We start from the raw sequence: 23,214 nt of genomic DNA, 5'->3' as shown, positions 1-23,214 counted from the left end.
ATGCCACGAGAGCACGCTGTGCGCGTCCGCACGGCTACCCCCACACTCCCACCCAGGAGAACGCATGCGGCTCCACCACCGCGGAAGGGCCGCCGTCACGGCGGCCCTCCTGGCGCTCGCGCTCGGCGCGCCCGCCTACGGCACGAGCGCGACGGCGGCACCGCCGCCCACCCCGTCCACCGCGACGCAGGACGAGGCGATCGTCCAGTACGAGATCCAGGGCCCGTCCACCGCCGCCGAACGCACCGCCCTGCTGAGCTCCGGCGTCTCGATCGACGAGGTGGACGCCCGCTCGGTCGTGGTCAGCGCCGACCCCGCGCAGGCCAGGGAACTGCGGGCCCGGGGCTACCGGCTCACCGCCCTGCCCGGCCCGCCGGACCGGGGCGAGCGCGGCACCAAGGCGAACCCGATGGACTTCCCGTCGGCGGACTCCAACTACCACAACTACGCCGAGGCGACGGCGGAGATCGACCAGCGCATCGCCCAGTACCCCGGGATCATGAGCAAGCAGGTCATCGGGAAGTCGTACGAGGGCCGCAACCTCTACGCCATCAAGATCAGCGACAACGTCGGCACCGACGAGGCCGAGCCCGAGGTCCTCTTCACCGCCCACCAGCACGCCCGCGAGCACCTCACGGTGGAGATGGCCCTCTACCTGCTCAAGGAGTTCGGCTCCAAGTACGGCACCGAACCCCGGATCACCAACATGGTCAACAACCGCGAGATCTGGATCGTCCCGGACCTCAACCCGGACGGCGGCGAGTACGACATCGCCACCGGCTCCTACCGTTCCTGGCGCAAGAACCGGCAGCCCAACAGCGGCTCGTCCGCCGTCGGCACCGACCTCAACCGCAACTGGGACTACAAGTGGGGCTGCTGCGGCGGCTCCAGCTCCAGCAAGAGCTCCGAGACCTACCGCGGCCCCGCCGCCGCCTCCGCCCCCGAGGTCAAGGCGGTCTCCGACTTCGTCCGCAGCCGCGTCGTCGGCGGCAAGCAGCAGATCAAGGCCGCCATCGACTTCCACACGTACAGCCAGCTGGTCCTGTGGCCCTTCGGCTGGACGTACAACGACACCGCGCCCGGCATGACCGCCGACGACCTCGCCGCCTACAAGAAGATCGGCACGGGCATGGCGGCCAGCAACGGCTACACGCCCGAGCAGTCGAGCGACCTGTACATCACCGACGGCACGATCGACGACTGGCTGTGGGGCGACCAGAAGGTCTTCGCCTACACCTTCGAGATGTACCCGTCCGAATCCGGCAGCGGCGGCGGCTTCTACCCGCCCGACGAGGTCATCGACCGCGAGACCTCGCGCAACAAGGAGGCCGTGCTCCAGCTCCTGGAGAACGCCGACTGCATGTACCGCTCGATCGGCAAGGAAGCCCAGTACTGCTCCTAGCCCGACGACAGGGCGGGGCGCCCCACCGCCAGGGGGGCGCCCCGCCCGGTCGATCAGCCCAGTCCGCTCAGCCCAGGACGGCGAGTGCGTCGATCTCGATCAGCAGCCCGGCCGGCAGCCCCACGTACACCGTGGTGCGGGCGGCCGGGGCCTCCTTGAGGCCCTGCTCCTCGAAGTAGGTGTTGTAGATCCCGTTCATCTCGGCGAAGTGGGCGGTGTCGGTCAGGTACACGCGGATCATCATCACGTCGTCCCAGCCCGCGCCGCCCGCCTCCAGTACGGAGCGGACGTTCTCCAGCGTCTGCAGGGTCTGCTCGCGCAGCGTCGGCCCGGCCGGCGTCGGCGGCTGCCCCTCGACGTGCGGGAGGAAGCCGACCTGGCCGGCGACCTGGAGGATGTTGCCCTTGCGCACGCCGTGCGAGAACCTCGCGGGCGGCGCGGTGTGGGTGTCGGGGGTGATGGCGGTCTTCTCGCTCACGGAAGGTCCTCGTCTTCTGGCTCTCGGTCCGGTGGCTCTCGGTCCGGCTCCGGCGCGGTGCCGGAGTACTCCCGGCTGATGATGTCGGCAGTACGGCACACGAGGGGCAGCAGCTCCAGCAGTTCTCCGGCGCCGACCACCACTCCGGGCGCCGAGACCGACATCGCCGCGACCACCCGCCCGCCCGGCCCGCGCACCGGCGCGCCCACGCAGTTCAGGGCCTCCTCGTGCCCGCCCAGGTCGGCGGCCCAGCCCTGCTCCCGTACGAGGGCCAGCTCGGCCAGGAACGCCTCCGCGTCCGGGGTCGACCGGGAGGTGTAGCGCGGGTAGTCGATCCGCCCCGCGAGCGCACGCCGGTCGTCCTCCGGCAGATCGGCCAGGAGCAGCTTGGCCACGGCGGCGACGGTGAGGGGGACGGGGCGGCCGATGCGCGAGTACATCCGGACCGGGTAGCGGCTGTCGACCTTGTCGACGTAGACCACCTCGTCGTCCTGGTGGAGGGCGAGGTGGACGGTGTGCCCGGTGAGCCGGTTCAGCTCGACCAGGTGCGGATGGGCGACGTCGCGGACGTCGAGGTTCTCGACGGCCTCGGCGGCCAGCGCGAACAGGCGGGCCCCCAGCCGGTAGCGGCCGTCCGGCTGCCGGTAGGCGAGGCCGTGCGCCTGGAGGGTGCGCAGCAGGCGCAGGGCGGTGCTCTTGTGCACGCCGAGTCCGTCGGCCACCTCGCCGAGGCCGGCCGGTCCCTTCGCGAGCGCGGGCAGGATCCGCAGCGCCCGCTCCACCGACTGGCTCATGCCACGCCCCTCCCGTCCCGTCCGCCCGTCGGCCGTTGCGCCGCCCCGCTCCGGAACCGGGCGCCGTTGACCTGTCGTCATCCGGGATGTTAGACACCACAAGCACCACCCGCAACGCTCGTTGCGCATCACGCAACGGTACGAGGAGGCATCCGCATGGCCAGCGACGCAGTCCGACGGCTCGCCGACGAACCGGTCGATCACCGGTTCAAGGGGCTCCCCCCGGACGCCCAGAGCGCCGGCCTCACCGTCGGCGAGCTCGCCGCGCAGGCCCGCGACCTGTACGACGGCGGATTCACCACCCCCGTCCTGACCCTGGACGCGGACGCCCTGGAGCACAACCTCACCGCCCTCGGCGAGTACGCCCGCCGCCACGACCTCGCCTTCGCGCCCCACGGCAAGACCTGCATGGCCCCGCAGCTCTTCGAGCGCCAGCTCGAACACGGCGCCTGGGGCATCACCGCCGCCGTCCCCCACCAGGCCCGCGTCTACCGCGCCTTCGGCATCCGGCGGATCTTCCTCGCCAACGAGCTCGTCGACCCCGCCGCCCTGCACTGGGTGGCCGCCGAACTCGCCGCCGACCCCGACTTCCGCTTCGTCTGCTACGTCGACTCCGTCCGCGGCGTCCAGCTCATGGACCGCGCCCTCCAGGGCCGCGGCGCCGTCCTCGACGTGGTCGTCGAACTCGGCGCCGGCGAGGGCGCCCGCACCGGCGCCCGCACCGACGACGACTGCCGCGCCGTCGCCGACGCCGTCGCCGCCACCGAAACCCTGCGCCTCGTCGGTATCGCCGGCTACGAGGCCGAGGTGCCCGACGCCGACCCGGACTCCGTCCACGCCTACCTGCGCCGCCTCACCGGCCTCGCCGTCGAGTTCGACAAGGCCGGACGGTTCGCCCCCGACCTGGAGGAGATCGTCGTCAGCGCGGGCGGCTCCGCCTGGTTCGACGCCGTCGCCGACGTCTTCGCCGCGATCCCGGAGCTCTCCCGCCCCGTGCTGCGGCTGCTGCGCTCCGGCGCGTACGTCTCCCACGACCACGGCTGGTACACCCGGCTGACCCCCTTCAACCGGGTCCCCGAGGAGGGCGGCCTGCGGCCCGCCTTCCGGCTGTGGACCCAGGTCGTCTCCCGCCCCTCCCCCACCCAGGCCTTCGTCAACGCCGGCAAGCGCGACATCGCCTACGACCTCGGCCTGCCCGACGCCGAACTGGTCCGCGACGCGCTCACCGGCGAGGAGCGGCCCGCCACCGGGATCCGCGTCGTCAAACTGTCCGACCAGCACGCCTGGCTGGAGACCGGCTCCGCCGACGACGTGCGGGTCGGCGACTGGGTGGCCCTCGGCATGTCGCACCCCTGCACCATCTTCGAGAAGTGGCCGCTGATCCCGCTGGTGCAGTCCGACGGCACCGTCACCGAATTCGTCCGCACCTTCTTCTGACGGTGGACCTCGTCATCCGCGGCGCCCGCGTCGCCGACGGCAGCGGCGGGCCCTCCTACACCGCCGACGTCGCCGTCCACGAGGGCCGCATCGCCGGGATCGGCCGGATCCCGGGCGGCGGACGACGCACGATCGACGCCCGGGGGCTGGTCCTGGCCCCCGGGTTCGTCGACATGCACGCCCACAGCGACCTCGCGCTGCTGCGCGACCCGGACCACAGCGCGAAGGCCGCCCAGGGCGTCACCCTCGAAGTCCTGGGCCAGGACGGGCTCTCGTACGCCCCCGCCGACGAGCGGACCCTCACCGGGGTGCGCACCGCCATCGCCGGCTGGAACAGCACCGGCGAGGACGTCGACTTCGACTGGCACACCGTCGGCGGCTACCTCGACCGCCTCGACCACGGCTTCGGCGGACGGGGCATCGCCGTGAACGCCGCCTACCTCGTCCCCCAGGGCACCGTCCGCGCGTACGCCCTCGGCTGGGACGACCGCCCCGCGACCCCGGCCGAACTCGACCGGATGCGTTCCCTCGTCGCCGAGGGCCTGGAGCAGGGCGCCGTCGGCCTGTCCTCCGGGCTCACCTACACCCCCGGCATGTACGCGTCCGGCTCCGAACTGACCGAACTGTGCCGCGTGGTGGCCCGCTACGGCGGCTACTACTGCCCGCACCACCGCTCGTACGGCCGCGGGGCGCTCGACGCCTACGCCGAGATGCTCGACCTGGCCCGCGAGGCCGGCTGCGCCCTCCACCTCGCCCACGCCACCATGAACTTCGCCGAGAACGAGGGCCGGGCCGCAGAACTGCTGGACCTCCTCGACACCGCCCTCGCCCAGGGCGCCGACCTGACGCTCGACAGCTACCCGTACACCCCCGGCTGCACCACCCTCGTCGCCCTGCTGCCGAGCTGGGCCAACGAGGGCGGCCCCGAGGCGGTCCTGGCCCGGCTGCGCGACGGCGCCACCGCCGACCGGATCCGCCACGCCATGGAGGTGGAGGGCGTCGACGGCTGCCACGGGGTGCCCGTGGACTGGTCGACGATCGAGGTCTCCGGGACCGCCTCCGCGGCCCTCGCCGGCCACGTGGGCACCCGCCTGGACGGCTGGGACACCGCCCGGCGGCTCCTGCTGGCGGACCGGCTCGGCCCGACCGTCCTCCAGCACGTCGGCCACGAGGACAACGTCCGCACGATCATGCGCCACCGGGCCCACACCGGCGGCTCCGACGGCATCCTGCACGGCGCGAAACCCCACCCCCGCGCGTACGGCACCTTCCCGCACTACCTCGGCCGCTACGTCCGCGAACTCGGCGTGCTCTCCCTGGAGGAATGCGTCGCCCACCTCTCCGGCCGCCCCGCGGCACGGCTGCGCCTGCCCGACCGGGGCCTGGTGCGCGAGGGGTTCCGGGCCGACCTGGTCCTCTTCGACCCGCAGACGGTCGCGGCCGGGTCCACCTTCGAGGCTCCGCGCGCGCTGCCGCACGGCATCCCGCACGTACTGATCGACGGCCTTCCCGTCATCCGCGACGGACGCCGCACGGACGTCCTGGCGGGCCGCTCCGTGCGCCGGACTCCCGTTCACCGACGGCCCATACGATGAACGCCATGGTCGCCGCCTTCGTCCTCCCCGCCCTCCTCTTCATCGTGTTCTGCGTCAGCGCCTGGAAGGACCGCCGCCGCTTCCGCAACGCGGTCCTGCTCGGACTGACCTTCGTCTCCCTCTCGTTCGTCATGCTCCTGCAGCTGACGGCGCTGCCGCCGTGGGCCGCGCTGACCCTGTTCGCGCTCGTCTTCTTCGTGCCCGTGGTCGGCGTGGTGGCCCTGGGCGTCTTCCTGGTCCGCAACGGCGTGACCATGGTCCGCAAGGAGGGCGGCCGGCCGGCCAACCTGCTGTCCCTGCTGGCGGGGCTCGGGATCTTCGCGATGATCGCCCTGCTGGTCGCGGTCGCCTGGACCGGCTCCAAGACCCTCGCCGGCGTCGCCGCGACCCTCACCCTGGTCGTCGGCTACGTCTCCTTCGTCTTCCTGTGCTTCTTCGGCTACGCCTTCCTCTACGGCCGCATCAAGGTGCGCGGCGACGTCGACCACGTGGTCATGCTGGGCTCCGGCCTGATCGGCGGCGAGCGGGTGCCGCCCCTGCTGGCCTCGCGCCTGCGCAAGGGCCAGGAGATCTACGCGGCCCAGATCGCCCGGGGCAGCCGCCCGCCGGTGCTGCTCCCCTCGGGCGGCAAGGGCACCGACGAGAAGGTCGCCGAGGCGCGGGCGATGGCGGACTGGCTGATCGCCGAGGGGGTTCCGGCCGAGCACATCGTGCTGGAGGACCGGTCCACCACCACCGAGGAGAACATGCTGTTCTCCCGGCAGATCATGGAGGCGGCCGACCCGGGCTACCGGTGCGTGGTCGTCACCAACAACTTCCACGCCTTCCGCGCCGCGATGATGGCCCGCAAGGCCGGGGTCAACGGACAGGTGCTGGGCTCGCCGACGGCGCGGTACTTCCTGCCCAGCGCGACGCTGCGCGAGTTCGTCGCGGTGTTCTGGGAGCACAGGTCGGTCAACCTGTGGATCTGCGGACTGCTGACCGCCGTCGGCGCCCTGGCCACCCTCACCGCAGCCGGATCCGGGGCATGATCCGGGGCCTGATCCGGCGCCCGGCCCGGGGTCCCGTGCGGCGCCCGGCGTCCCGAGGTGCGTTCATGGGGCCGGGGCCGGAGTATGGGGGCCTGAGGGGGCACGAGGAGGTACCGATGGACAGTGAAGCGGACCAGCAGCCCACCCGGTCGGACCGGCTCTTCACGGGCGGGGAGCGACCGTACGACCCCGAGGACCTGGTGATGGCGACCGGCAGGGACGTGACACCGGAGCGGGTCGAGAAGGCGCGCCAACTGATGGAGAAGGAGGGGCCGCAGGTCATCGAGCGCTATCTGCCCTAGCGGCCGCTCGACGGCACTGCCGACGGTCCGGCCCGGGGCCGCACCCCGGGCCGTGGTCCCCCGGTGACCCTCTGCGAAGCTGAGAGGCACGTTTCAGCACCGGAAGGGACCGGAACCGCCATGCCACAGGTGAAGCTGACCACCAGCCTCGGCACCATCGTCATCGACCTCTACGAGGAGCGGGCTCCGGCATCGGTGGCCAACTTCCTCGGCTACGTGGAGAGCGGCCACTACGACGGCACGGTCTTCCACCGGGTGATCCCCGGCTTCATGAACCAGGGCGGCGGCTTCACCGCCGACATGCGCCAGAGGCCCACCCGGGAGCCGGTCCGCAACGAGGCGGACAACGGGCTGAAGAACACCCGGTACGCGGTGGCGATGGCCCGGACCAGCGTCCCGCACTCGGCGACCTCGCAGTTCTTCGTCAACACCGCCGACAACCCGGCCCTGGACCACACGGCCCCGACGCCCGCCGGGTACGGCTACGCGGTCTTCGGCGTGGTCACCGACGGCCGGGACGTGGTCGACTCCATCGCCGCCGTCCGCACCGGCCGGGCGGGCGGGCACGGGGACGTGCCGCTGGTTCCCGTCGTGATCGAGCGGGCGGCCGTGGCCGCGGCGGACTGACCGCCCCGCGGCTGCCGGTGTGCCGCATCCAGAACCGACGGGGGTCGTTAGCCGTCCGGGGGCCGCGCCACGGAGGTCAGATGAACAGCGTCGCCGTCACCGTCGACTGGGACCACCCCACGGACCCGCACCCCGGACCGCGCCTGGACCACGTCCGGACGTACGTCGCGAGCGGGGGCGCGGACGGCCACCTGTGGCACGGTGTCCCCACGCTGCTGCTCACCACCCTCGACCGGGCGACCGGGCGCACGGTCCGCACGCCGCTGGTCTACGGGCGGGACGCCGGCCGCCACCTGGTCGTGGCCGTCGGCTCGGGCGGCCCCCGCCACCCCGCCTGGTACCGGAACCTCACCGCCCACCCGGAGGTCCGCCTCCAGGTGGGCGCCGACGTCTTCCCGGCCCGGGCGCGTACGGCGACGGCGCTGGAGCGGGAAACGTACTGGGAGGCCATGACGGCCCTGTGGCCGCTGTTCGACGACTACCGGGAAGCGTCCCGGCCGCGGGAGATCCCGCTGGTGATCATCGAGGCATGAGGCGGAGGTTGGGGCGCTCGGTGGTGAACTTCACCGAGCGGACCTTCATGTCGTCCGTGGCGCGCTGGCCCTTCGGCTGCAGGACCTCCTTGGGGCTCGTCTCGTCGCAGTCGGCGCCGAGGTAGAGGACCGCGTAGGAGTCGGTGGCGTTCTCCGGACCGTAGCCGGCCGGGACCTCGTCGGCGCCGGCGCCGAAGAGGTTGACACAGCTGTCGTTGGCCGGGTTGCTGAGGGCGGCCTCGCGCACCTGGCCGTCCTCCTCCTGGAACGTGTAGTGGAACTGGCCCTCGGCAGCGAAGGCCGAGCCGGACATGGACAGCGTGAGCGCGAGGGCACCGAGGGTGGCGGCGACGGCGTTGCGGAGCTTCATGCGGGGAATGATCCCTTCTCGACGATGATCAAGTGGGACTGCGGGGCCGACCCTAGGAGGCCCGCGCGTGGCGAATCGATTCGCCACGGACCGCCGATCCGGCGTGTCCGGCACGATCACCCCTTCGGCCGCCCGGAACCGACGTGCCGTGCGGCCCGAACCCCCTGGCGATCACCCATCCGGCGAACCCCAGCTCCCAGGCGAACACCGGGAGCGCGGCGAGGGAACCGGGCACGGAGAGCTGCGCGTAGAGCCCGAACATCACGGCGACGGCCGAAGCGCAGATCAGCGGCCCCCCGACCAGCCCGAGCAGGGCGAGCGGGCGGGGCACGAGCCGCGCCCGGTAGGCCAGGGACGCGAGCAGGACGGTGTTCACCCCGAGGGCGATGTTCGGCCCGAGCAGGAACGTCCAGTCGTGGACGGCCACCAGCGCGGCGTCGGCCGCGCCACCCGCCGCGCCCCCGGAATCCCGCCGCAGGGTGACGAGCCCCAGCACGGCGACGATCCCGACGGCGATGAGGGCCGCCTCCAGCAGCCTCCCGCAGACGTACCCCAGCGCCATCCCCTCGCCGCGGCGCCGCAGCACGGGGAACAGCGCCGCCCCGGTACCCGTCACCGCCGCCACCAGAACGAGCTCGCACAGGACCCCGAGCAGCGCCCGCGTGTCGGCGCCCGGCGCGAGCCGGCCCTCCGCCGCGCCCAGCAGCGGGCGGTACAGGACTGCCCCCGCGATCGCGGCCACCTCGGTCAGCAGGAACAGCACCCCGGTGGCCACCGCGGTTCTCCGGTCCGGACCCCTCATCGATTCCCCTTCCCTGGTGTACGCCGTACACCCGCCGATGGGTGTACGCCGTACACCTATCGGCGACCATAGGTGTACGGCGTACACTCGTCAAGGCCGAACGAGGAAAGGGGCCCGGAATGACCCGGCAGGAAGCCACGCACCGCACCGCGCAACGGACGCCCCTCAACCGGGAGCGCGTCCTGCGGGCCGCCGTCGCGCTGGCCGACGGCACCGGCATCGACGCGCTCAGCATGCGCAGGCTCGCGCAGGCGCTCGACGTCGTACCGATGGCGCTCTACAAGCACGTGGCCAACAAGGAGGAGCTGCTCGACGGCATGACCGACGCCGTCGTCGGCGAGATCGACCCGCCGGGCGCGGGCCCCGACTGGCGGCACGTGGTCCGCGCCCGGATCCTCTCGGCCCGGCGGGTCCTGCTCCGCCACCCCTGGGCGGCCCGGGTCATCGAGTCACGGACCGGGCCTACCCCGGCGGTGCTGGAGTACCTGGACTCGACGGCCGGGATCTTCCGTGAGGGCGGCCTCTCCGCCGACCTCACGCACCACGTCATGCACGCGATGGGCAGCCGCCTGCTGGGCTTCAGCCAGGAACTGTTCGCCACCCCGGGCCCCGCGGACCCGGCGGACCCCGCGGCTCCCTCCGGCCCCCCGGACCCGGGGCTCGCGGAGCGCTACCCGTACATCGCGGAGCTGGCGGCCGCGTCGCACGACGCGGACTCCGCCGTCGGCGGCGGCTGCGACGACCAGTTCGAGTTCGAGTTCGCCCTGGACCTCCTCCTCGACGGCTTCGAGAGGCTCCGCGACCAGGGCTGGACGTCCGCGCGGTGAGCGCGGGTGCGTGCGGCGGGGAGCTGCTCTAGCGTCGAAGGGGGAAGGGCGGACGAGGGAGGACGAGGGAGGACCCTCGCATCCGCTCGTTTCCGACCTTCCTCCGCGGATCCGGGACACCCGGTTCCGCGGCCGCGCGATTCCGGAGAGCAGGTGCCTCCCATGCGCACGTCGACCCGTATCGCCGGCGTCCTCACCGGCCTCACCCTCACGCTCGGCGGCGCCGCCCTGGCCGCCCCCGCCGCGCACGCGGACATCCCGGCCTGCAAAAAGACGGTCGAGATGTCCGGCGTCGCGGTCACCGACTCCGTCACGGCCGCGTGCACCCGTGGTGTGGTCAACGACCTCGCGGGGTGCGTGAACGGGCTGACCGCGGCCGGCGTCGCAGGCGGCGCCGCGAACGGCGCCTGCCGGCAGGCGGCCCAGGAGCCTCGCTAGGCAATACGGCCAGGCCGCCCCCACAGGTCTTGCCGGGCGCGCCCTCTCAGGCCGCCCCCGAGCCCTCCTCAACTCACGGAGCGACCGGCACCGCCGCCGCCACCGCCGTGTAGGTCCGGCCGTCGACGACGTACTCCCCGAGCGGGGTCATCCCGAAGGCGTCGACGTGCACCTTCCACGAAGGGGCGTTCCCCGCTTCGATGAAGGCCACCAGCAGCTCGGCCCGCCCCACTGCCGCGTCGAGCGCCGTCCCGAACAGCCCCCGGGCCACGCCGTGTCCACGGAACGCGGCGTCGACCACCACCGGCCCGTACAGCAGCCACGGCACCTCGCCGAGCGGCCGCCCCTGCCAGTCGAGGCCGTCCTGCGCGTGCAGCAGTCCGAGCACCGCCGCCGGCGGATCGCCCATGTCCCGGGCCACGGACAGCGCGAGCAGCCCGGCGAGCCGCCCCTGCCCGGCATCGGCGACCAGCAACTCCCGGTCCCGGGCCATCCCGCGCAGGGTCTCGGCCCCGAAGGCCCCCTGCACGAAGCCCTGTTCGGCCCGCTGTTCCTCGGTCAGGGCGTCGTGGTGGTTGGCGGCGAACAGCCCGGCGAGGGCGGGCGCGTCGGCTTCGACGGCGTATCGGTAGCGCATGGCCCCGATGCTGCCACGGGGGTACGGGTTCGGTGCTCAACTCCGGTCGTAGACCGTCACCTCCACGTCCCTGGCGCACAGGGCTTCGGTGATCAGCGGTTCGATACGGGCCCACTTGCCGCCGGCGAGCCCGCAGCCTATCCGGGGCATGTGGACGCCGGCCCCCAACTCGACGGCGTGGTCGCCCAGGGCCGCGAGGCAGCGCGCGACGGCGTCGTAGCGGATCGGCGGCCCGCCGCTGCCGGTCCGGATCCCGCGCTGGCCGACCATGTTGGCCACCCACACGTCGGGCCGCACCCGCACCACCTGCACGGACCCGAGCCCGAAGTCGTTCCCGCTCCTCCCCCGGTGCCAGGCCCGGAACGCGGCCTCCGGCTCGGGCCAGCGCCGCGACACGGCGAGCACGAACCCCTTGCCCCACCCACCGATGTCGTTGCACACGTGCGCGATCAGCTTCGGCCCCTTGGCCTGGGGACTCGTGGCGTCTCCGGCGATGATCCTGATCGGCTTCATGCCTCCACGTTAGGCGGCGGCACCGACAACCCTCACTGGATGCTCCAGCGGTGCGGGTGGCCCGGATCGGCCGGGCAGGCGAAAACGTTGAGCTCACCCCAGCGGCCCACGACGGCCCCGGTGGGCGTGGAGGACACCCTGACGCCCGGACCCCGGTCCTCCAGCGGTCGCCAACTGCCGCTGCCGCCGTCCCACTCCGAGCTGTCGATGGTCAGCAGCAGTTCCATCGGCGCCGCGCAGGCCGTGCAGTCCATGGCAGCCGGATCGGTCAGGTGCCAGGAGGCGAACCCGCCGACGCGCCAGCCCGGCGGGATGGAGAGGTCGTACTGATAGGCGGGGCAGGAGAGGCCGTCCGGTTCCGGTCCTTCTTCGTACTCCCCGTCCTCGCTTTGGGCTTGGGCGTGGCTCTGGGCCAGGGCTCGGGCGTCCGCGTCCTCTTCCGCCAGTTCGTCGAGGGCGTCCTCCCGGGCGTGGATGCGGTCGCACAGGTCCTCGGACAGGAGCCCTGCGAAGGGGTACGTGACCACCTGCTCGGGATGCAGCACGCAGGGCTCCACCACGTACCCGGGGGAACCGACGACCTGCGGCCGGGGCGGAGACACCAGCACTTCGGTCGCCCCGGTCACCTCGGAGGAACGCCGCCAGAGCAACTGGAGTGCCATACCGGTCAGGTTGACGCCGTGGGCGTCGAAGGGACACCAGAAGACCTGGAGGAGGTCGCAGCCGTCCGGACCGGCCGGCAGGTCGGGGAGGTCGCGGCTGTAGAGCTGCGCGACACCGATCAGCGGGAGGGGGTCGGTGTCACCCGCCCCGGGGACCCGGTGCCTGCGGCGCAACTCCTCCAGGAGCGCGCGCTCTTCGTCCGTCGGGCCGTGGACCGGGTCCCGCTCCCAGGCGGCGTCCAGGACCTGCCGCTCGCGGTGGACGTCCTCGGGGCGACGGCCCCGGGACCGCTTGTGCTTCGCGGTACAGACCGGCCACGGCTCGTCCGCCGGCCACAGCATCGGCCCGCCCACGGAACTGCCCCCCACCTCCGGGCGGCCCGGCCGCGGATGCAGCCGGGTGGTCGTCCCCCGGTGGGCCGCGAGCTCGGGGAAGAGCCCCTCGACGTCGAGCGGGCGAGGCGGAGTGGTCCGGGTCATGGGAGGGACCTTATGCAGGGCGGGGGCTTGGCGCGCCGGGTGGGGGTGGGCGGGACTTGACCTGATCCGTGTCGGGGGAGGGCTGGGGGCGTCCCGTCAGTCCACTGTCCTTCCGTGTCGGGCCGGTCCCTCAAGGGCGCTCCTTCGTCGCGTCGCTTCGCGATGGCCTTCGGCCACCCTTGACCGACCGTCCCGCCCCGGAATGCCAAAGACTGTCGGGAAGCCCCCAGGGAAACGGCCGGGAGGAAGAGTGGATGTGCGGGTGTCTCAGGGATGCCCATGCCGTCCCCGCCTGAGTGGACCCGAGATGCGGGCCCTCTCGATCTGATTCCGGGCCGGGGGCAGCCGGACCCGGCAGCCACCCGCGCATCGGATCGCTACGCGCTTCACTCGGCTTGGCGGCTGCGGTCCGCCTGTGGCTGGGCATGGTGGGCTGGGGCTTACGGAGTGAGGAGGTCCAGGAGGGCACGTTCGCGGGTGGCGCTCAGGCCTGCACGGCGCGGTCGGGTCAGGCCTGCTTCGCGCTCCCAGCGCAGGGTGTCCTTGAGCAGGTCGGCCCGGGGGCGGTGGTGGAGGCCGGCCGCAATCGCCGCTGCTCCGCTGCGGGCTCCGAAGCCCGCCCACTCCCGGTCGGGCATCCACATGGCCAGCGATTCCGGCCCCATGAACCGCTCCACGCCCTGCGCGAGCAGCCAGTCGGGGTCGGCCTCCACCACCGGACCGGTGTGCCCGCCCACCTCCCGGGACAGGGCGACCCACTCGGCGAAGGGCACGACCGGGCCCACCGCGTCGTAGGTCCCGGTCGTACCGTTCTCGGCGCAGTCCAGCAGCCAGGACGCGAGGTCCCGGACGTCGATCGCCTGCGTCAGGAGGTCCGGGGAGTCCGGGACCAGGAGGGGCGCCAGCGGGTCGCGGGCGGCGCGGGCCACCCAGTAGCCGGTGCGGCCGCTCCCGTCGCCGGGACCGCCGATCAGCCCGGCCCGCGCGATCAGCAGCCGGTCCCCCACCGCGTCCGTGGAGGCGCCCTCGCAGGCCACCTTCGCCTCCCCGTACGCCTCACGGCCGACCTCGGCCGGCCGGGCCGCCGGAAGCAACGTGGTCGACTCGTCCGCGCCCGGCCGCCCGTGCTCGGCGTACGCGCTGACCGACGACACGTACGACCAGTGCCGGGCGCGGCCGCCGAGGGCGGCCAGAGCGTCGCGCACGAAGCCGGGCTGCCAGGACACCTCCAGCACGGCGTCCCAGTCCCGGCCCACCAGGGCCTCGTACGCCGCGGGGTCGCGCCGGTCGGCGGCCACCAGGCGCACGCCCTCGGCCACCCCGCCGCTCTCCCCGCGGGCCAGGCAGGTCACCTGGTGCCCCCGTTCGTACGCCTGCCGCGAGATCTCGCGGCCCACCCATGCCGTTCCACCCAGTACCAAGATCTCCATCAGGCCACTGGACCACGGCCCGCGGGTCCGGGGCAGGCCCCTTCGCCCAGAGCGGAGCGCCCCGTGTGTGGGCCTCACGGTCTTGGGTGGTGGACGCGGATTGACGGAAAAGGGCCTTTAGGTAGGCCTTACCTTGCCTCGACACGGCAGATGGTGCCGTGGCCTTCCCCCGGAGTCAGCTCACATGTCGTCCCCTGCCGTCAGACTTCCCGCCCGCCCCGTCCGCCTGTTCGACTCCTGGTGGACGGTGGCGGCGGGAGCGGTGTGCGCGATGGTCGTGCTGACGGCCGGCCTGTGGTTCTCGCTCCACATACAGACCGACGAGACGCTGCATTCCGCCGCGCTCTTCGTGCACCTCGCCTCCCTCGTGCTCGGCTTCGGTGCGGTCCTGTCGGCCGACTACTACGGACTCCTCTGGGCCACCGATCGCTGCACCCTCGCCGAGGTGATCGGGGCGACGGCGCGGCTGCACGTGCCCATCCGGGCCGGTCTCGGGGGCCTCGTCGCGAGCGGCATGATGCTGCACCCCGACGTGCACTCGCCCCTGACCCTCACGAAGCTCGGGCTGGTCGCCGTACTCACCCTCAACGGGCTCCAGGCGGGCCTGCTGGGCCGTCGGCTGGAGGAAGCGACCGCGCCGGTGGGCGGCCGGCTCCTGCTCTGGGGCGGGGTGACCGCCCTCGTGTCACAGGCGTGCTGGTGGGGCTCCGTGGTCATCGGCTTCCTCAACACCAACACCTGATTCAGCGCGGTGCGACCGCTTCCAGCTCGTCGACGCTACCGGACATGATGACGCGGACGTGCCGGGTGATGTGATCGACGGGCCAGTCCCACCAGGCCACCCGCAGGAGGCGGGCGACGCCGGCATCGTCGTAACGCGTGCGGATGAGGCGTGCGGGATTCCCGCCGACGATGCCGTAGTCGGGAACGTCGTCGACGACGACGGCGCCCGAGCCGATGACCGCCCCGTGACCGATGCGCACTCCGGGCATCACCATCGTGTCGTAACCGAACCAGACGTCGTGGCCGACCACGGTGTCGCCCCGGCCGGGCAATCCGGTGAGCAGGTCGAAGTGCGCGGCCCAGGAACCGCCCATGATGGGGAACGGGAACGTGGAGGGGCCGTCCATCCGGTGGTTGGCGCCGTTCATGATGAATCGGACCCCTGTGCCGAGGGCGCAGAACTTCCCGATCACCAGCTTCTCCGGCCCGTAGTGGTAGAGCACGTTGCGGGTCTCGAAGGCGGTCGGATCGTCCGGATCGTCGTAGTACGAGTACTCCCCGACCTCGATCAGCCCGGACGTCACGAGCGGCTTGAGCAGCACCACGCGCGGCTGGTCGGGAAACGGGTGCAACACCGTCGGATCCGCAGGCAACTGATTCATGGTGAGAGTCACGTTAGACGCTTATGTCCAGCCCCGGACGGCCGCCGGACGCCATGCCGGGCGAAGCGCGTAGCGATCTGACGCGCCTGCCGCCCCGAAGGCATTGCCGGACGGTCCGGTCGCCGTTTGGCGTGGTCTGGCGGCTCCCGGCCCGGAATCCGACACCCCCGGCCCCGGGACGATCACCTGGGCCCTGTCGCCGACGCCCCGGCCCCGACCCCGTCCCCGGCCCCGGCCCCCGCCGCAGCTGCCCCGGAACCCGCCTCAAGTGACGAGCGCAACACCTCCGACGACTCCGGCCCGGCCCCCACTCATTCCGCAGGTCATGGTGGCGGCGCGCCGCCGTTTCAAAGGGTGGACGGGGCCACCACCCACCCATCGCGCGAAACGGGACATTTCCCTACACCACGTTCGGCCGAAATGACCAGGCGGGCGGCTGCGGGGGGCCGTAAGCTCCCGTCATGCAGGTGATCCAGTCAACGAAACTCGCCAATGTCTGCTACGAGATCCGCGGCCCCGTCCTCGAAGAGGCGATGCGGCTCGAAGCGGCAGGTCATCGCATCCTCAAGCTCAACACCGGCAACCCCGCGGCCTTCGGCTTCGAGTGCCCGCCGGAGATCCTTGAGGACATGCTCCGCAACCTGGGCAACGCCCACGGCTACGGGGACGCGAAGGGGCTGCTGTCGGCGCGCCGCGCGGTCATGCAGCACTACCAGACCAAGGGGATCGACCTGGACGTCGAGGACATCTACCTCGGCAACGGCGTCTCCGAGCTGATCCAGATGTCGATGCAGGCGCTGCTCGACGACGGCGACGAGGTGCTGGTCCCGGCCCCGGACTACCCGCTGTGGACCGCCTCCGTGAGCCTGGCCGGCGGCACCGCCGTGCACTACCGGTGCGACGAGCAGTCCGACTGGATGCCCGACCTCGCCGACATCGAGCGCAAGATCACCGACCGCACCCGCGCCATCGTGATCATCAACCCGAACAACCCGACCGGCGCCGTCTACGACGACGAGATGCTCCGCGGGCTGACGGACATCGCGCGCCGCCACAACCTGGTCGTCTGTTCCGACGAGATCTACGACCGGATCCTCTACGACGGCACCACCCACACCAACACCGCCGCGATCGCCCCCGACCTGCTGACGCTGACCTTCAACGGGCTGTCGAAGAACTACCGCGTCGCGGGCTACCGGGCCGGCTGGATGGCCGTCTGCGGCCCGAAGAAGCACGCCGCCTCGTACATCGAGGGCCTGACGATCCTCGCCAACATGCGCCTGTGCGCGAACATGCCCTCCCAGCACGCCGTCGCCACCGCCCTCGGCGGCAGGCAGTCGATCAACGACCTGGTCCTGCCGGGCGGCCGGATCCTGGAGCAGCGCAACGTCGCGTACGACCTGCTCACCCAGATCCCGGGCGTCACCTGCGTGAAGCCGAAGGGCGCGCTCTACGCCTTCCCGCGGCTCGACCCGTCCGTCTACAAGATCAAGGACGACCGGCAGATGGTCCTCGACCTGCTGCGGTCCGAAAAGATCATGGTCGTGCACGGTACGGGCTTCAACTGGCCCGAGCCCGATCACTTCCGCATCGTGACGCTGCCCAACGCGAAGGACCTCGCGGACGCGGTCACCCGGATCGGCAACTTCCTGGACGGGTACAGCCAGCCGTAGGACGCCGGGGCGCCCCCGACGGAGTACCCCCGGAGGGTGTTCCACCCACACTCCACCAGGATTCAACTCAACTTTAGACCAGTTCCAATGTAGGATGGTCTCCTGACCCAGCAGGAGGCCTCCTCATGTACGAGCCGATCCGCACGAAGCCGGTCGTCCACCATCGCGAGGGCGGCCACCACGGCGCATCCGACTACCCGCGCCGCAGCCGTGGCGAGGAGCTGGACATCCAGCTCGCCGGACACCTGTCGGCCCTGCTCACCCTGACCGACGAGCTCGCGCTCGACGAGGCCGCCGAGCAGATCGCCGCCCAGGTGACCCGTCTGCGCGGGGCCCGCCCGGCCCGCGCCGCGGGGGCCTCCGACGAGGACCCGGCGGTGCTGCACCGGCGCGCCCACGACCTCGCCGCCCGCGCCCTCCTCGTCGCCGCGTCCCGTGCCGACACCGCCGCCGCGATCCTCGCCGCCGAGCGCATGGACGCGCACGCCGCCGCCCTCGACTCCGTCGACCTGGCCGGCGCCCACTGACGGCCCCGGTCCGGGGCCGCGGAGGCTCCGGACCGGGTGCCACGATTCCGGGGCGGGCCCGTGCACGCGTATGCGTGGCGCGGGCCCGCCCTTTCCTTCGACGCGGGCGCTCCCGCCGCCGTCCGTACCGGAACTCCGCCCCGGGCTCAGCGGGACGGCGGCGCCGGCGTCACCCCGGCGATCCCGCACCACGGGGCCGTGGACGGGGGCCAGACCGGGCCGATGGCCTCGGACTGGGCCGGGGCGGCCGGGCTGAGGCCCGGGACGCCGATCAGGGCGCGGGCCGTGCGGGCGTCGGGGGCGGGGGGTTCGCGGTCGCGGAACTCGACCGTGACGACGTAGGAGCCCGTGCCCCGTGCCTCCACCGTCGCCACCACGCGCCGGCTCGCGGGGTCGACGCGGCAGGCGGTGACCCGTACGTCCGGCGGGGGCGGGGCCGCGGCGGGGCCGTCGCCGCCGCTGGCCCATACGTAGAGGCCCAGGGGGGCGAACACCAGCAGGCCCGCCAGTCCCACCAGGCCCACGAGCCAGCCCTGCCACTTCAACGCGCTCACGCCCATGGCACGATCCTCCTCGGCCCCCGCCCGGCCCACCAGCACCCACGGGCCCACACAGCATTTCGAAGTGGGACCGCCTGGCCACCCGGCGTTCACCGGACCCGCCGCGGAATGTGGGTTTCCGCGAGCACGCTGCACCCGTGAGACGCATCCTGGGAATCGCTCTGGCGGTCCTCCTGATCGGCGGCGTGATCGCCGTCATCGTCATCGGGGGCCAAGGGCCAGACCGCACGCCAACGAAGAGCGTGCGCGGCGTCATCGGGTCGGAGAAGTCCGAGTTCTTCCGCGACCCCGACGTCACCAAGGCCCTCGCGGCCAAGGGCTACACCGTCAAGACCGAGACATCGGGCTCCTGGGCCATGGACCAGCTCGCCCTCAAGGAGTACGACTTCGCCTTCCCCAGCAGCAGTGAGCCGGCACAGGAGATCGAGGCCGCGGCCGGGGTCAAGGGCGCGCAGACCACCAAGCCCTTCTTCTCCCCCCTCGTCGTGATCGCCCGCGCCAACGCGGCCAAGGTGCTCGCCGACAACGGGCTCGCGAGGATGTCGGGGAAGAACTCCGGCACCCTGCTGATGGGGCCCTACCTGAAGGCCGCCGAGGAGGACCGCAACTGGCAGCAGCTGACGGGGGCGAACGCCTTCGCCGAGCTGGCCGGACGGGTCTTCGTCAAGACGACCGACCCCGCCACCTCCAATTCCGGCGCCCTGTTCATCGCCGCCACCTCCAACGTCGCCAACGGCGGCACCGTCGTCTCCGACGACGCCGGGATCGCCCGTACCGCACCCCTGCTCCGCAAGCTGATCTCGGTCCAGGGGGCTCTGGAGCCCAGTACCGACGACCCCTTCCGGGCGTTCATCAGCGGCAGCGGCGAGCCGCTGATCCTCGCCTACGAGTCCCAGGTGGCCTCGCTCCTGATCCAGAAGCAGGCCACCGGGGAGGCCGCCGACATGGTGGTGCTGTACCCGGACACCACCGTCAACTCCCCGCACACCTTCGTACCGATCAGCGAGAAGGCCAAGGAGCTCGGCACCCTCCTCGCCACCGATCCGAAGCTGCGCGAGCTGGCCGTACGCCACGGCTTCCGCCCGCAGGAGGGCGTCGCCGAGTTCACCGCCGCGACCGCGCCGTACCCGGGCTACCTCAATCCGGGGCTGACCGGGATCCGCCAGGTCGGCGCACCGACCGTCAAGGTCCTGATGGCGCTGGCCGCACGCGCCAAGGGGCAGGGGGACACGCCATGACACTGACACCGCCCGAGGACGCCCCGCTCGTCCTCACCGCACCGGAGCCCGTCGCCCCCGTCCGCCGGGAGCAGGCCTCCGGGCTGGTCCCGCTGGAGGACGGGGTGCGCGAGGAGATGAACCGCCGGGCCGGGGAGTACGTCGGCCAGCTCGCCGCGATCGACGTCCGCTCCCCCGAGTTCGCCACCCGGATCGGCGAGATCGCCGCGCTGGGGTCGGCCGACATGCGCGACGCCGCCCAGCAGTCGAACCGGATGCTGGACCGGGCCGTGCGCTCGCTCGGCACCGAGGGCGGCGACGCGCCGGGCCGGGTCGCCGGCTCGCTCGTCGAGCTGCGGCGCACCGTCGAGGACCTCGACCCGCGGGACGCGCCCGCCAAGGGGGCCCGCCGGCTGCTCGCGAAGCTGCCCGGCGGGAACCGGCTGCGCGACCACGTGGCCAAGTACGCCTCCTCGCAGGCCACCCTCAACCGGATCGTCGGCGCGCTGCGCGGCGGTCAGGACGAGCTGCGCCGCGACAACGCCGCCCTGCACACCGAGCGGGCCCGGCTGTGGGAGACCATGGGCCGGCTCCAGGAGTACGCGGTGCTCACGGAGGCGCTGGACGGCGTCGTCGAGCAGCGGATCGCCGAGACGGAGCGGACGGATCCGCAGGCAGCGGACGCGATGCGTGCGGACGTGCTGTTCCCGGTGCGGCAGAAGCACCAGGACCTGCTGACGCAGCTGGCGGTCTGCGCCCAGGGCTATCTGGCGATGGACGTGGTGCGCCGCAACAACGACGAGCTGATCAAGGGCGTCGACCGGGCCGCGACGACCACGGTGTCGGCGCTGCGGATCGCGGTGATGCTGGCCGCGGCGCTGGACCACCAGCGCACGGTGGTCCAGCAGGTGAACGCGCTGAAGGGGACGACGGAGGAGCTGATCCGGGGGAACGCGGAGATGCTGGCCACCCAGAGCGGGGAGATCCAGCGGATCGCGGCGGACCCGGCGGTGGGGGCGGAGACGCTGCGGACGGCGTTCGCACAGATCTACAAGACCCTCGACGCGATCGACTCCTTCAAGGTGCAGGCCACGCAGAACATGGCGGCGACGGTGGAGTCCCTGACGGGTGAGCTCCGGTCCGCTTCGGAGCACCTGGCCCGGACGCGGACCGCGGGCGCCCTGGAAGGCGGAGAGCGATGAGTGCCCGTACGGCGCGCACGCGCGCGCGGCTGATGGCGGCCGTCGCCCTGGCCGCGACGCTGCTGGGGGCGGCCGGCTGCACCTCCGACGGTCCGTCGGCGGCTTCCGGCGGCTCGGGGTCGTCGGGGGCCTCGGGGTCATCGGGTCGCGGGCCGAAGCAGCAGGAGTACAAGGAGGGCAGGCTGCGGGTGCTGGCCTCCAGCGAGCTCACCGACATGGAGCCGGTGCTCAAGGCGGCGAAGGCCGCGACCGGCGTCTCGGTCGACTTCACCTGGTCGGGGACGCTGGACGCGGCGGAGCAGGTGGCCTCCGGCAAGGCGGACGGAAAGTACGACGCGATCTGGCTGTCGTCCAACGACTACCTGCGGCTGCGGCCGGAGGCAGCGTCGAAGCTGGCCAACGAGACGCCGGTGATGTCCTCGCCGGTGGCGGTCGGGGTGAAGCCGCAGGCGCTGGCCCGGCTGGGCTGGAAACCGCAGGAGGTGACCTGGTCGGCGGTCGAGGAGGCCGTCGCGGCCGGGAAGCTGACGTACGGGATGACGGATCCGGTGCACTCCAACTCCGGTTTCTCCGCGCTGGTGTCGGTGGCCTCGGGCCTGTCGGGCGCGCAGTCGGCGCTGACCGACGCCGACGTGCGCACGGCGCAGCCGAGGCTGCGGGAGTTCTTCAAGGGGCAGAAGCTGACCTCGGGTTCCTCGGGCTGGCTGGTGACGGCGTACGCGAAGCGCGGCGACGTGGACGCGCTGGTCAACTACGAGTCGGTGATGCTGTCGATGAACGACCGGGCGAAGGAGCCGCTGACGGTGATCCGGCCGAAGGACGGGGTGGTGACGGCGCACTATCCGCTGACGCTGCTGACCTCCGCCCCGTCCGGCGCGCGCGAGTCGGGCCGGCTGCTGACGGAGTACCTGCGGGGCGACGCCGCGCAGAAGGCCATCACGGAGAAGACCTTCCGACGGCCGGTGGCGGCCGGGGTGACCCCGGCGGCCGGGCTGGACGGGGAGCGGCGGCGCGAGCTGCCGTTCCCGGGCTCGCGGTCGGTGGCGGACGGCCTGCTGGCCTCGTACGAGAACGAGCTGCGGCGGCCGTCGCGCACGGTGTACGTGCTGGACACCTCGGGTTCCATGGCGGAGCAGGACCGGATCGGCCGGCTGAAGGCGGCTCTCACCGACCTTACGGGGAGCGGGAGTTCGGGGACGGGCGAGCGTTTCAGGGACCGCGAGGAGGTGACTCTGCTGCCCTTCGGTGACAAGGTGAAGCAGGTGCTGACGCACGTCGTCGAACCGGGGAACCCGGGGCCGGCCCTGGAGGCGATCCGGGGTGACGTGGGGTCCCTCCGACCGGAGGGGGGCACGGCCGTGTACGGGAGTCTGAAGGCCGCGTACCAGCACCTGGGGCAGGGGAACGCGGACGCGTTCACCTCGATCGTGCTCATGACGGACGGGCAGAGCGGGGACAGGGTGCAGGATTTCGACTCCTTCTACGCGGGGCTGCCGGAAGGGCAGAAGCACACTCCGGTCTTCGCGGTGCTGTTCGGGGACTCGGACCGCAAGGAGCTCACGCACATCACGGATGTGACCGGCGGGCGTCTCTTCGACGCCACCGACGGGAACGGTTCGCTGGACGGCGCCTTCGAGGAGATCCGTGGCTACCAGTAGAGCGTCCGGCGGCGCGACCGCCGGGGCCCGGGTGCTGGGGTACCTGGAGTCGGGCAAGAACCTGGCGGGCGGCGTCGGCGGGCTGATCGGGCTGGGGCTGACGCTGGCCGGGGTGGCGGGTGCGTACTGGCCGGTGGTGGTCGCGGGCCTGTACGCGGCGGGCGCGCTGATCGCTCCGCCGGCTCGGATCGACTCCCCGTACTTCCCGGATCCGGCCGAGCAGTTGGGCGTCGTACGGGAGGACCTGGGCCGGCTCCGGGAGTACGTGGCGGAGGTGGAGCTCCCGCCGGCCGCCGAGGGCAAGCTGAGCGAGCTGCTGGACCTGTACGCGGCGCTGCTCGATGCGGGCTGGGTGGCCGACGTGCTGGCCACGGAACCGGAGGCGGTGCACACGCTGTCGCGGGCGATCCGGCTGGACGTGCCGGAGTGCGTGGACACGTACAACCGGACCCGCTGGTGGACCCGGCTGACGCCGGGCGGGGAATCTCCGGAGCGGCACCTGGAGCGGCAGCTGTCGGTGCTGTTCGAGGAGGCGGAACGCGTGACGGCGGGCCTCCACGATGTGGAGGCCCGCCGTCAGCAGACGCACACGACCTATTTGGAAGGTCGCAGGGAGTCCTAGGTCGGGGAATCC

Annotated in this window: 26 protein-coding genes; 16 read left to right on the top strand and 10 right to left on the bottom strand. The window is 72.5% G+C overall.

Translation table 11 applies throughout. The features are described from left to right. The first annotated feature begins 64 nt into the window (after positions 1-64). On the top strand, positions 65-1,402 hold the full coding sequence (locus ACEPPI_RS12855) for a M14 family metallopeptidase (protein WP_373915356.1): 1,338 nt from the start codon (positions 65-67) through the stop codon (positions 1,400-1,402). A 67-nt stretch (positions 1,403-1,469) separates the two neighbouring features. Here the strand turns inward: ACEPPI_RS12855 and ACEPPI_RS12850 are convergent, their stop codons facing one another. Beyond that, a complete protein-coding gene (locus tag ACEPPI_RS12850) occupies positions 1,470-1,880 on the bottom strand; it encodes a RidA family protein (protein WP_030226332.1) in 411 nt (136 codons plus the stop codon). Further along, on the bottom strand, positions 1,877-2,674 hold the full coding sequence (locus ACEPPI_RS12845) for an IclR family transcriptional regulator (RefSeq protein WP_373915355.1): 798 nt from the start codon (positions 2,672-2,674) through the stop codon (positions 1,877-1,879). The genes ACEPPI_RS12850 and ACEPPI_RS12845 overlap by 4 nt, the downstream gene beginning before the upstream one ends. A 156-nt stretch (positions 2,675-2,830) precedes the next feature. Here ACEPPI_RS12845 and ACEPPI_RS12840 point away from each other — a divergent pair, with 156 nt between their 5' ends. From ACEPPI_RS12840 to ACEPPI_RS12815, 6 genes are all read left to right on the top strand, one after another. Then, complete coding sequence (locus ACEPPI_RS12840; protein WP_373915354.1) at positions 2,831-4,111, top strand: amino acid deaminase; 1,281 nt, start codon at positions 2,831-2,833, stop codon at positions 4,109-4,111. A gap of 2 nt (positions 4,112-4,113) precedes the next feature. Next, positions 4,114-5,706: an amidohydrolase family protein gene (locus ACEPPI_RS12835; protein ID WP_373915353.1), complete on the top strand. Its 1,593-nt coding sequence runs from the start codon at positions 4,114-4,116 to the stop codon at positions 5,704-5,706. Beyond that, entirely contained in the window at positions 5,703-6,737 is a 1,035-nt protein-coding gene (locus ACEPPI_RS12830) for a YdcF family protein (protein WP_373915352.1), read from the top strand. Before ACEPPI_RS12835 ends, ACEPPI_RS12830 begins: the two co-directional genes overlap by 4 nt. Positions 6,738-6,853: 116 nt before the next feature. Further along, complete coding sequence (locus ACEPPI_RS12825; RefSeq protein ID WP_373915351.1) at positions 6,854-7,039, top strand: hypothetical protein; 186 nt, start codon at positions 6,854-6,856, stop codon at positions 7,037-7,039. A gap of 120 nt (positions 7,040-7,159) precedes the next feature. After that, positions 7,160-7,666 carry a peptidylprolyl isomerase gene (locus ACEPPI_RS12820; protein ID WP_373915350.1) on the top strand — a complete coding sequence of 169 codons (507 nt, stop codon included), beginning with the start codon at positions 7,160-7,162 and terminating at the stop codon, positions 7,664-7,666. Positions 7,667-7,746: 80 nt separating this feature from the next. Next, a complete protein-coding gene (locus ACEPPI_RS12815) occupies positions 7,747-8,199 on the top strand; it encodes a nitroreductase family deazaflavin-dependent oxidoreductase (RefSeq protein ID WP_373915349.1) in 453 nt (150 codons plus the stop codon). Here the strand turns inward: ACEPPI_RS12815 and ACEPPI_RS12810 are convergent. Further along, positions 8,186-8,569: a hypothetical protein gene (locus ACEPPI_RS12810; RefSeq protein ID WP_373915348.1), complete on the bottom strand. Its 384-nt coding sequence runs from the start codon at positions 8,567-8,569 to the stop codon at positions 8,186-8,188. The two genes, ACEPPI_RS12815 and ACEPPI_RS12810, sit on opposite strands and share 14 nt — an antisense overlap. A gap of 52 nt (positions 8,570-8,621) precedes the next feature. Then, a complete protein-coding gene (locus tag ACEPPI_RS12805; RefSeq protein ID WP_373915347.1) occupies positions 8,622-9,371 on the bottom strand; it encodes a DUF4386 domain-containing protein in 750 nt (249 codons plus the stop codon). Between the two features lie 119 nt (positions 9,372-9,490). On the opposite strand from ACEPPI_RS12805, the gene ACEPPI_RS12800 reads away from it, so the two are divergent. Beyond that, positions 9,491-10,198, top strand: coding sequence for a TetR/AcrR family transcriptional regulator (locus tag ACEPPI_RS12800; RefSeq protein WP_373915346.1), 708 nt, complete (start codon positions 9,491-9,493; stop codon positions 10,196-10,198). Between the two features lie 162 nt (positions 10,199-10,360). Then, positions 10,361-10,636, top strand: a complete 276-nt coding sequence (locus tag ACEPPI_RS12795) for a hypothetical protein (protein ID WP_373915345.1) — start codon at positions 10,361-10,363, stop codon at positions 10,634-10,636. 73 nt (positions 10,637-10,709) lie between these two features. On the opposite strand, the gene ACEPPI_RS12790 is transcribed toward ACEPPI_RS12795, so the two are convergent. The 4 genes from ACEPPI_RS12790 to ACEPPI_RS12775 all read right to left on the bottom strand — a co-directional run bounded on the left by ACEPPI_RS12790 (position 10,710) and on the right by ACEPPI_RS12775 (position 14,358). After that, positions 10,710-11,273: an N-acetyltransferase family protein gene (locus ACEPPI_RS12790; protein WP_373915344.1), complete on the bottom strand. Its 564-nt coding sequence runs from the start codon at positions 11,271-11,273 to the stop codon at positions 10,710-10,712. Positions 11,274-11,309: 36 nt separating this feature from the next. After that, on the bottom strand, positions 11,310-11,786 hold the full coding sequence (locus ACEPPI_RS12785; protein ID WP_373915343.1) for a macro domain-containing protein: 477 nt from the start codon (positions 11,784-11,786) through the stop codon (positions 11,310-11,312). Between the two features lie 32 nt (positions 11,787-11,818). After that, complete coding sequence (locus ACEPPI_RS12780) at positions 11,819-12,928, bottom strand: hypothetical protein (protein ID WP_373915342.1); 1,110 nt, start codon at positions 12,926-12,928, stop codon at positions 11,819-11,821. 440 nt (positions 12,929-13,368) lie between these two features. After that, entirely contained in the window at positions 13,369-14,358 is a 990-nt protein-coding gene (locus ACEPPI_RS12775) for an NAD-dependent epimerase/dehydratase family protein (protein ID WP_373915341.1), read from the bottom strand. Positions 14,359-14,542: 184 nt separating this feature from the next. Here ACEPPI_RS12775 and ACEPPI_RS12770 point away from each other — a divergent pair, with 184 nt between their 5' ends. After that, entirely contained in the window at positions 14,543-15,100 is a 558-nt protein-coding gene (locus tag ACEPPI_RS12770; protein ID WP_373915340.1) for a hypothetical protein, read from the top strand. Position 15,101: 1 nt separating this feature from the next. On the opposite strand, the gene ACEPPI_RS12765 is transcribed toward ACEPPI_RS12770, so the two are convergent. Further along, positions 15,102-15,743, bottom strand: a complete 642-nt coding sequence (locus tag ACEPPI_RS12765) for a CatB-related O-acetyltransferase (protein WP_373915339.1) — start codon at positions 15,741-15,743, stop codon at positions 15,102-15,104. A gap of 461 nt (positions 15,744-16,204) precedes the next feature. Here ACEPPI_RS12765 and ACEPPI_RS12760 point away from each other — a divergent pair, with 461 nt between their 5' ends. Together ACEPPI_RS12760 and ACEPPI_RS12755 are read left to right on the top strand one after the other, a co-directional pair. Continuing rightward, complete coding sequence (locus ACEPPI_RS12760) at positions 16,205-17,416, top strand: pyridoxal phosphate-dependent aminotransferase (protein WP_356225768.1); 1,212 nt, start codon at positions 16,205-16,207, stop codon at positions 17,414-17,416. 125 nt (positions 17,417-17,541) lie between these two features. After that, a complete protein-coding gene (locus ACEPPI_RS12755) occupies positions 17,542-17,943 on the top strand; it encodes a hypothetical protein (protein WP_371676928.1) in 402 nt (133 codons plus the stop codon). Positions 17,944-18,089: 146 nt separating this feature from the next. Here ACEPPI_RS12755 and ACEPPI_RS12750 read toward each other — a convergent pair whose 3' ends face one another. Continuing rightward, positions 18,090-18,497 carry a hypothetical protein gene (locus tag ACEPPI_RS12750; protein ID WP_373915338.1) on the bottom strand — a complete coding sequence of 136 codons (408 nt, stop codon included), beginning with the start codon at positions 18,495-18,497 and terminating at the stop codon, positions 18,090-18,092. Positions 18,498-18,640: 143 nt separating this feature from the next. Between ACEPPI_RS12750 and ACEPPI_RS12745 the strand changes: the two genes are divergently transcribed. The 4 genes from ACEPPI_RS12745 to ACEPPI_RS12730 are packed head-to-tail and all read left to right on the top strand — an operon-like array spanning position 18,641 to position 23,202. Then, positions 18,641-19,741, top strand: a complete 1,101-nt coding sequence (locus tag ACEPPI_RS12745; protein WP_373915337.1) for a hypothetical protein — start codon at positions 18,641-18,643, stop codon at positions 19,739-19,741. Further along, positions 19,738-20,922: a toxic anion resistance protein gene (locus tag ACEPPI_RS12740; RefSeq protein ID WP_373915336.1), complete on the top strand. Its 1,185-nt coding sequence runs from the start codon at positions 19,738-19,740 to the stop codon at positions 20,920-20,922. Before ACEPPI_RS12745 ends, ACEPPI_RS12740 begins: the two co-directional genes overlap by 4 nt. Beyond that, positions 20,919-22,580, top strand: coding sequence for a substrate-binding domain-containing protein (locus ACEPPI_RS12735; RefSeq protein WP_373915335.1), 1,662 nt, complete (start codon positions 20,919-20,921; stop codon positions 22,578-22,580). The genes ACEPPI_RS12740 and ACEPPI_RS12735 overlap by 4 nt, the downstream gene beginning before the upstream one ends. Beyond that, positions 22,567-23,202, top strand: a complete 636-nt coding sequence (locus ACEPPI_RS12730; RefSeq protein WP_373915334.1) for a hypothetical protein — start codon at positions 22,567-22,569, stop codon at positions 23,200-23,202. The genes ACEPPI_RS12735 and ACEPPI_RS12730 overlap by 14 nt, the downstream gene beginning before the upstream one ends. Positions 23,203-23,214: the final 12 nt, after the last annotated feature.

It is taken from the genome of Streptomyces sp. AB3(2024), from assembly GCF_041862025.1.
Taxonomy (GTDB): domain Bacteria; phylum Actinomycetota; class Actinomycetes; order Streptomycetales; family Streptomycetaceae; genus Streptomyces.
The sequence above is the reverse complement of the archived record's forward strand: the minus strand, read 5'-3'. Positions and strand labels throughout refer to the sequence as shown.